The organism is Crystallibacter degradans (genome assembly GCF_012952295.1).
Classification (GTDB): domain Bacteria; phylum Actinomycetota; class Actinomycetes; order Actinomycetales; family Micrococcaceae; genus Crystallibacter; species Crystallibacter degradans.
On the sequence record NZ_JABBCH010000023.1, the window covers coordinates 40221 to 46883 of the forward strand.

At 61.9% G+C, this 6663-nt stretch carries 8 protein-coding genes; 4 read left to right on the plus strand and 4 right to left on the minus strand.

Going from position 1 to position 6663, the window contains the following annotated elements:
* Positions 1-204: 204 nt before the first annotated feature.
* Positions 205-792: a TetR family transcriptional regulator gene (locus tag HGO92_RS21270; protein WP_169998440.1), complete on the minus strand. Its 588-nt coding sequence runs from the start codon at positions 790-792 to the stop codon at positions 205-207.
* Between the two features lie 112 nt (positions 793-904).
* Between HGO92_RS21270 and HGO92_RS21275 the strand changes: the two genes are divergently transcribed.
* The 3 genes from HGO92_RS21275 (at position 905) to HGO92_RS21285 (ending at position 3303) form a co-directional block, all read left to right on the plus strand.
* Positions 905-1114: a hypothetical protein gene (locus HGO92_RS21275; protein ID WP_169998442.1), complete on the plus strand. Its 210-nt coding sequence runs from the start codon at positions 905-907 to the stop codon at positions 1112-1114.
* A 2-nt stretch (positions 1115-1116) separates the two neighbouring features.
* Positions 1117-1638: a hypothetical protein gene (locus tag HGO92_RS21280; protein WP_169998444.1), complete on the plus strand. Its 522-nt coding sequence runs from the start codon at positions 1117-1119 to the stop codon at positions 1636-1638.
* A gap of 876 nt (positions 1639-2514) precedes the next feature.
* Positions 2515-3303, plus strand: a complete 789-nt coding sequence (locus tag HGO92_RS21285) for a metal ABC transporter solute-binding protein, Zn/Mn family (protein WP_346769049.1) — start codon at positions 2515-2517, stop codon at positions 3301-3303.
* Positions 3304-3381: 78 nt separating this feature from the next.
* On the opposite strand, the gene HGO92_RS21290 is transcribed toward HGO92_RS21285, so the two are convergent.
* The 3 genes from HGO92_RS21290 to HGO92_RS21300 form a co-directional block, all read right to left on the minus strand.
* The gene (locus tag HGO92_RS21290; RefSeq protein WP_169998448.1) at positions 3382-3849 is read right to left on the minus strand and encodes a DUF305 domain-containing protein; all 468 of its coding nucleotides are present in this window, start codon (positions 3847-3849) and stop codon (positions 3382-3384) included.
* A gap of 297 nt (positions 3850-4146) precedes the next feature.
* A complete protein-coding gene (locus HGO92_RS21295) occupies positions 4147-4554 on the minus strand; it encodes a four-helix bundle copper-binding protein (RefSeq protein WP_169998450.1) in 408 nt (135 codons plus the stop codon).
* 162 nt (positions 4555-4716) lie between these two features.
* On the minus strand, positions 4717-5175 hold the full coding sequence (locus HGO92_RS21300) for a hypothetical protein (RefSeq protein ID WP_169998452.1): 459 nt from the start codon (positions 5173-5175) through the stop codon (positions 4717-4719).
* 283 nt (positions 5176-5458) lie between these two features.
* Between HGO92_RS21300 and HGO92_RS21305 the strand changes: the two genes are divergently transcribed.
* The gene (locus HGO92_RS21305) at positions 5459-5794 is read left to right on the plus strand and encodes a heavy-metal-associated domain-containing protein (RefSeq protein ID WP_169998453.1); all 336 of its coding nucleotides are present in this window, start codon (positions 5459-5461) and stop codon (positions 5792-5794) included.
* Positions 5795-6663: the final 869 nt, after the last annotated feature.

The following is a 6663-nucleotide window of genomic DNA, read 5'->3' on the forward strand; positions in this document are numbered from 1 at the left end:
GTGTCTTATACAAGATACCGGTGTTCAGCGAGGAGAGCCGCTGGCCGTCCGGCTTGCTGTCTGCGTACTTAGTCTACGACCAGGCACTCCGGCAGCCCGCGGACCAGGGAGGCCGTGCGCTTTCCACGGGTTGGAGTGTACAAGGGCGGAAGGCGAAGGCCCGGTTTCTTCTTCTACCCGGCTTGGTGCCGGGCTTCGTCCGACTTATGCGTTTCCTGTTGCGCTGTCAGGGAACTTCAGGCCGGACATGATGACGGCGACGAGCCGGTGGACGGCTTCCTGGGATGACAGGGTGTTTGCCGCTGCGAGGGCGTGCAGGCAGTAGACCGCAAGCTCCTCCGGCGCAACATCATTCCGCAGGTCACCGGCGGCCGCCGTCTCGCCGATAAGATCCCGGATGAAATCCTGGAGATGCTGTTGGGCTCGGGAAACATGCCCGCCATGGTGCAACAAGGCAGCGAGTTCGGTGCCGTGATGCTGATAAGAGATTCGCGCGTAGGCTTCCAGGACGGCTTTGAGCCGCTCGGCAGGGTTGCCGGCCCCGTGCCGGATCCCGGCCAGCTGTTCAAGATGGCCGGTGACTTGGCGTTCGTGCCAGGCAGCCATGATCGCATCCACATCCGGGAAATATTTGTAAAGCGTGGCTCTTCCGATGCCGACCGCCTCGGCGACCTGGGTCATCGTCACCGAGGCAAGCCCGTGCCTGTGCACGAGGTCTGCAGTCGCCTCCAGTGTTGCAGCCCGTACGGCATCGCGGTGGGCCGCTATCGTCTCGTTCCACAGTTTGGGCACGCTTTTAGTTTAGGGTGCGCGGTAAGACCGGCAGCGATCAAGACACTTTGTATCGTAAAATAATGTTGTCGACCGCCGTTGATGCCAGCCCTTTAAGAGGAGAACCCCGCTCATGGACGAACCGCACAACAATCCCCGGCAGGACCCGCAGACCGGTTCAGGCCGCGATTCCGCTCCGCGGACGCCGCGCTGGGTATACGTCTTCGGAATCATCGCCGCCGTCCTCGTCCTGGCGTTTGCGATCTTCCACCTTGCCGGCGGTGGCCTCGGCAGGCATGCTCCGGCCTCCAGCGGCTGGGAGTACGGCGTGCAGCAGTCATGAAAATGCCTCCGCGGCTTCGGAAACTGGCCCTCACCGCCCACGTCACGGCGCCCGTTGGCTGGCTTGGTGCCGTGGCCGGTTTCCTGGTCCTGGCCATCGCGGGCCTGGGCAGCAGGGATCTGCAGACCGTGCGCGCTGCCTACATTTCCATGGAACTCATCGGCTGGTTCGCCATCGTCCCGCTGAGCCTTGCGTCGTTGCTGACCGGAGTTATCCAGGCACTGGGCACTGTTTGGGGGCTGTTCCGGCACTACTGGGTGCTTGCGAAACTACTGATAACCGTCGTCGCCAGTTTCCTCCTGGTCGTACACATGCAGCCGGTCAGCCTAATGGCCGATCGGGCTGCCGGGACGTCCTTGTCCTTCGCCGACCCGGACGGACTGAAGGTCCAGCTGCTCGCTGACGCCGGCGCCGCCTTGGCTGTTCTGCTCGTGGCCGTAGTGCTCTCGATTTACAAGCCCCAGGGCAGGACCCGGTACGGGTGGCGCAAACAGCAGGAACAGCGCGCGGCGCTGCTGCCGTAAGGCTGCGCCGGCACAGGCGGGTACGCGACCTTCAAGCCTTCCACCGCTGCCCCACCGTGGCGCCCGCATTCGTCCCTGCACCGGCATAATGAGTCTGGCTGGAAGCAGCCGTTTCCATCATTTCATTCGGTTCCGGCCGGTTTAGAGAACGAGGACACTAAACATGAACGCTCTGATTTGGGCCGTCACAAACCCGTTTCCGGACCAAGGAACGGATTTACGCCCTGGTCTGGAACCGGACCAGGTGACCCCCGGTGCCCTCGGTTTCTTCGCCACGTTCTTTCTGGTCGTCGCCGTTGTGTTACTGATGCGCTCCATGGCTTCCCACATTCGGAAAGTCCGTTATCGTTCAATGGTCCTCGAACGTCGGGAGCCAGGCTCCCCGCTGCCGGGATCCCAACGGTCGACACCGCGGATGGGCGGTCGATCAGGACAGGCGGCAGGCCGTTCTCCGAGGACACCGCTTTGACAGGCGTGAAGACGGACTGAGTTGCTGCGGCAAGCCCGGCAGGTAGCTTGCCCTGACAGCCCTTGCTTGCCATCGGGAGCTGAAAGAGTGACAGCAGTCAAGAATCGACCCTCCCACGCCCCGGCCCCGTTGAAGATTGCCGGAGACCGCCGCCCGCTTCGTTGTTCACGGATTTGTCCGGCAACGGCGAGAGGGCTTGCCGCTCCTCCTGGAATGATTCTCATTTACAATGTAGAGGTTGAACATGATTCCATTCCCTTGACTTTGAGGATTTTCCAATGCGCCGTACCCCTGCCCTTTTGCGCATCTCCGCCGCTGCCGGTGTCCTGCTACTTTCTGCCTGCAGCCAACCCACGGGTGGATCTGCCGGGCCGGAGACATCCGATACCTCCGCGGCGATCAGCGTTGTGACGAGTACAAACGTCTATAGCGACATCGTCCGGACGATCGGCGGGGACCAAGTCGAGGTAACGCCCATCATCACTAAAATCAGCCAGGATCCGCATTCTTATGAGCCCACGGTGCGGGATAGGCTGGCGGTCTCGGAAGCCGACCTCGTTGTCAGCAACGGAGGAGGTTACGATCCCTTCCTCGACACCCTTACTGACAGTCTTGGTCTTGGTCCGGCCAAAATTATCGATGCGGTGGAGGTCTCCGGCGAACACAGCAGCGGCTCCAACGAGCATGTCTGGTATGACATGCCATCCGTTGCGGCGGTTGCCGATCTGGTTGCTTCGCGGCTCGGTGGCCTTGATGCCGAAAACGCCGAACTTTTCACCGAGAACGCTGAACGCTTCAAGGCCGACATCGGGCAGATCTCCGACAAACTGGCGGACGTTAAGTCCACGCATGAGGGAGAAGGCGTAGCCCTCACCGAGCCGCTGCCGGCATACATGCTTGAAGCTGCCGGGTTGGTGAACCGGACCCCCGAAGATTTTCTGGAAGCGGTCGAGGAAGGCAATGATGCACCGGCAGGGGCCTTGAAGGAAACCGTTGACCTCATGTCATCCGACAGCGTACGTTTCCTGGCCTTCAACAACCAGACTTCCGGTCCACAGACCGAGTCGGTCCGGGAGGCTGCCGATGTAGCCAAACTGCCGGTTGTCGAGTTCAGCGAGACGCTGCCCGAAGGTACAACATTCGTTCAATGGATGAATGAGAATGCCGACAACATCGCTGGCGCCCTTCGGTCATAGCAGCGGGGACAATGATCGACGGTCATGCCGCCGGACCGTGAGCCCGGCGGCATGACGCAGCAAGCTTAAAGGCGCGGTTCAGTCCTCCCCCTCCTGTGCAGAGAGCCAGGTGCGGAAGTCCACAACTTCCGCTTCCTGATTCAGGATTCCAGTAGCCGCAGCCACCCGCAGCTCGGCATGGGGCGCCCTGGACTGCGGCTCCAGGAACTCGATGATCCCGCCCTGGTGATGAGGGATCATACGCACGACGAAGGCTTTATCAAAGCCCTCGCCTTCTTCGACCCGGCGCAGTTCTTCGATCATTTGTTCTGTTTCACGGTCCATCTTTGCCATTTCCCGACGGGCTTCACGGGGAGCTTCCTCCTTCGCCTCCTCGGGGGTCAGGCCGTGCCATTCATCCAGCCACCGGGTGAACTGGTCGATCTGGTGCTGCTGGTTGGCGATGATGTTCTCGGCATGGGTACGGATGTCCGGGCTCTCGCCCCGCTCAAGGTCGAGCTCAGCCATTTGAATGGCGGCACGGTGATGCGGAATGATCGCCGTCATGAAGGTTACTTCGAGGTCTTTGCCTTCCAGATTGGCCAGGGTTTCGCCGAACTCGGCTCCGGCTGCTCCCCCGATTCAGCCGTCCGGCCTGTGTCAGCACTGTCGCCGGCACTTCCGTTGCGGCAGTTGCTACCGGGGTGCTGCCCAGCATGGCGGCGGAAACTACAGCCGCGGCGGGCGTGATTACTTTGCATCGTCTTACGTTTTTCGTTCACGTTCGTGTTTTGGTTCCCGCCACCGGGCAAGAGGACGTCCCCCTGGGACCTCCCCTCACCCTGGCGGGACTTGGGCCGCTGGTTAGCCCAGTGAGCCCAGCAGCTCTGCGCAGGCCTGTTCACAGCGGCGGCAGGCCTCGGCGCAGACGCGGCAGTGGTCGTGCATGGAGGCGTGCCGTTCGCATTCGTCGGCGCAGGCCTTGCAGACGGTCCGGCAGGCTTCCAGGACGGCGCGGGTGACGTTGGCGTCGTACCCGGTATGGCGGGAGAGCGTGTTGCCGGTGGTGACGCAGATGTCGGCGCAATCGAGGTTGGTGCGGATGCACTTGGTCAGCTCCGCGACCATGTCTTCGCTGAGGCACGCATCCGCGCAGGCTGTGCAGGTCTGTGCGCATTCGAAGCAGGCCCGGATGCAGTCGGCAAGTTTGGCCTTGTCGATGTCTCCCAGGTCCTTGGGGTACGTGTCGAGCATTGTCTGTACATGTGTCATTGTTCTTCTCCGATTCGTTCTAGGTGTCACCGGTGTGGCGGCTGTGCCTCCACCGGTTTCGGTACGGTGCGTTTTGCCTGTTTTGTTGCCGGATCCTGTCTGCCCCCGTTGAAAACGCCGAAACGGTCGCCAGCGACGGCATCCAGCGGCACGGGGCCCGGTTTATGTCCGGCTGATCGACATCTCGATAAGGGATGGGGACGGCGGAAGCGGCCCCGGAACCATGGCTATCGGTGACGGTGCTGCTGCGGGCGGATCCGTCAGCGCAGGCTCAGGCAGGGCCAAAACGGCCTGCCCTTCCGGGCGCTGGGCGGCTGCATAGGTGGCCGGCGTCGCGTACTCTCCACAGCAGTTGTGGCGGTGGCCTTCGCCATGAGGTGCCGGGCCTGCCGTGTCCAGCGCGGGTCCGTTGCCCGGAGCCGTTCCAGGCTTTACGTGGTCGGCATGCCCGGTTGCCGCTGCTGGCTCCGCAGAAAACCGGCCACCTGCTTCCGGCTGCCCGGTGACGCACACGGACACCACACTCACAACGAGGAGCGTGAGGGCCAAACCGGCAAGGATGTTTCGCCAGGACTCCACCAGGTGAAGCATCGCTGCAGGACGTCTCGTAAGCCGGATCATGATCCTTCCGTAGGGACGAACATGTGTGGCCCACACTACCCATGCATCTCAAGTCCGGCTACCCCAAAAGTCGAACCGGCCGCCCACTAACGGAGGTCCGTTCGTAGGCCTGCAACACCTTGACTGATACCCCACCGGGGTATACAGTGGGATGTACCGGAAACAAGCGTCGGACTTTCCTTTCCCCTACGCCCTGACGGTCCACACAAGGCTAAAGCGGAGCCTCCCGCTCGGTGGAGGTGCCCGCAGGACCTGAACTCGGAACCCCGTTGAGGAGATTATTATGTGTGGTACATCCAACCGTGAGTTGCCCGTGGCCCGGATGTCGGCTCGCTGCTCCTGCTGCTCATCGGAGCGGGACACCGGGACCGAAAACGAGGCAAAGGCCGAAAGCGATAAGATTTCGGCGCAGTTCCAAGTCACCGGCATGACGTGCGGCCACTGCGCCTCGAGCGTCTCGGGAGAACTGGGCAAACTCGAGGGCGTGAGCAACGTCGCCGTAGCACTCGTACCCGGGGGCAGTTCCACCGTCACCGTCTACGGCGGCGGAAAGCCGGACCGGGAGGCTCTGCGTGCTGCTGTTGCGGAAGCAGGATACCAACTCGCCGAAAGCAAGTAGCAGCTCCGTCCACGTAGCCCGCAATTCGCCGGCTACGTGGACATCTGCTACGCGTTGGAACGACAAGGGAATCACGAAGGCTCCCCTGTTCGCTGCGAGCCTTGGCCGCATTGCTGCCGAAGGCTAATGGCAACCCGGGAGCATACATGTATGCTCAGAGCTGGAGCCCGGCGTGATTTTCGGATCGATGATCAGGGGGTAAGGACTGTGCCTGGAGAGCGGCGCGGCAAGCGCTCCCCTTTGTCTGCATGGCTCACGGCCCTAGCCGTGCTCGCCCTTATTGCCACAGGCATAATCGGCTTGCAGATGAACTCGCATCAACGGTCCGAGACCTTCGGATGGAGCGATCACCTCGCATCGTTCACCCTGATGAATTCGGAATCTGACGAGGGTGGTCACAACCTCTCCGAAGACGTGGGCTCCGCCGCGAACGACATGACATCAGTTACGCCCGGGGACTTGGCGCCCTCTGGCCATTGCCCACACGGCGACGGCCAGGAAGCCAAGTGCTCTACTGGCATAGCCCCTGCGGTGTTGACGGAGTCCTTGTCAGATAGACCCGATTTCAGCCCCACCTTCATGGTGGCGGGTCCGCCGGCTGCTACGGCTGACACATCCAAGACGCACGCGTACCCCGTCTCCCTCCTTCAGCTTTCCACCAGCCGCGTTTAGGACAACTTTGACCTCATCTGTTGGTGCTGGGCACCAGCGGATCGGGCCCTTTCCGCCACCGCATGTTCCTGGCGGGCAATCACGCTGAGCTGGAACTTCCGCATCGCTTGAGCAACGTCAATTCCGAGAGGAACAAATCCCCGTGAATCGAAAAACCCAAACCGCGGTCATGGAGGTATCCGGTGTCCACCGGGCCT

Excerpts from the sequence above, each read along its gene's own strand:
- HGO92_RS21275 (WP_169998442.1), top strand. The coding sequence starts at position 905 with ATGGACGAACCGCACAACAATCCCCGGCAGGACCCGCAGACCGGTTCA.
- HGO92_RS21280 (WP_169998444.1), top strand. The coding sequence starts at position 1,117 with ATGCCTCCGCGGCTTCGGAAACTGGCCCTCACCGCCCACGTCACGGCG.
- HGO92_RS21290 (WP_169998448.1), bottom strand. The coding sequence starts at position 3,849 with ATGACGGCGATCATTCCGCATCACCGTGCCGCCATTCAAATGGCTGAG.
- HGO92_RS21295 (WP_169998450.1), bottom strand. The coding sequence starts at position 4,554 with ATGACACATGTACAGACAATGCTCGACACGTACCCCAAGGACCTGGGA.
- HGO92_RS21300 (WP_169998452.1), bottom strand. The coding sequence starts at position 5,175 with ATGATCCGGCTTACGAGACGTCCTGCAGCGATGCTTCACCTGGTGGAG.
- HGO92_RS21305 (WP_169998453.1), top strand. The coding sequence starts at position 5,459 with ATGTGTGGTACATCCAACCGTGAGTTGCCCGTGGCCCGGATGTCGGCT.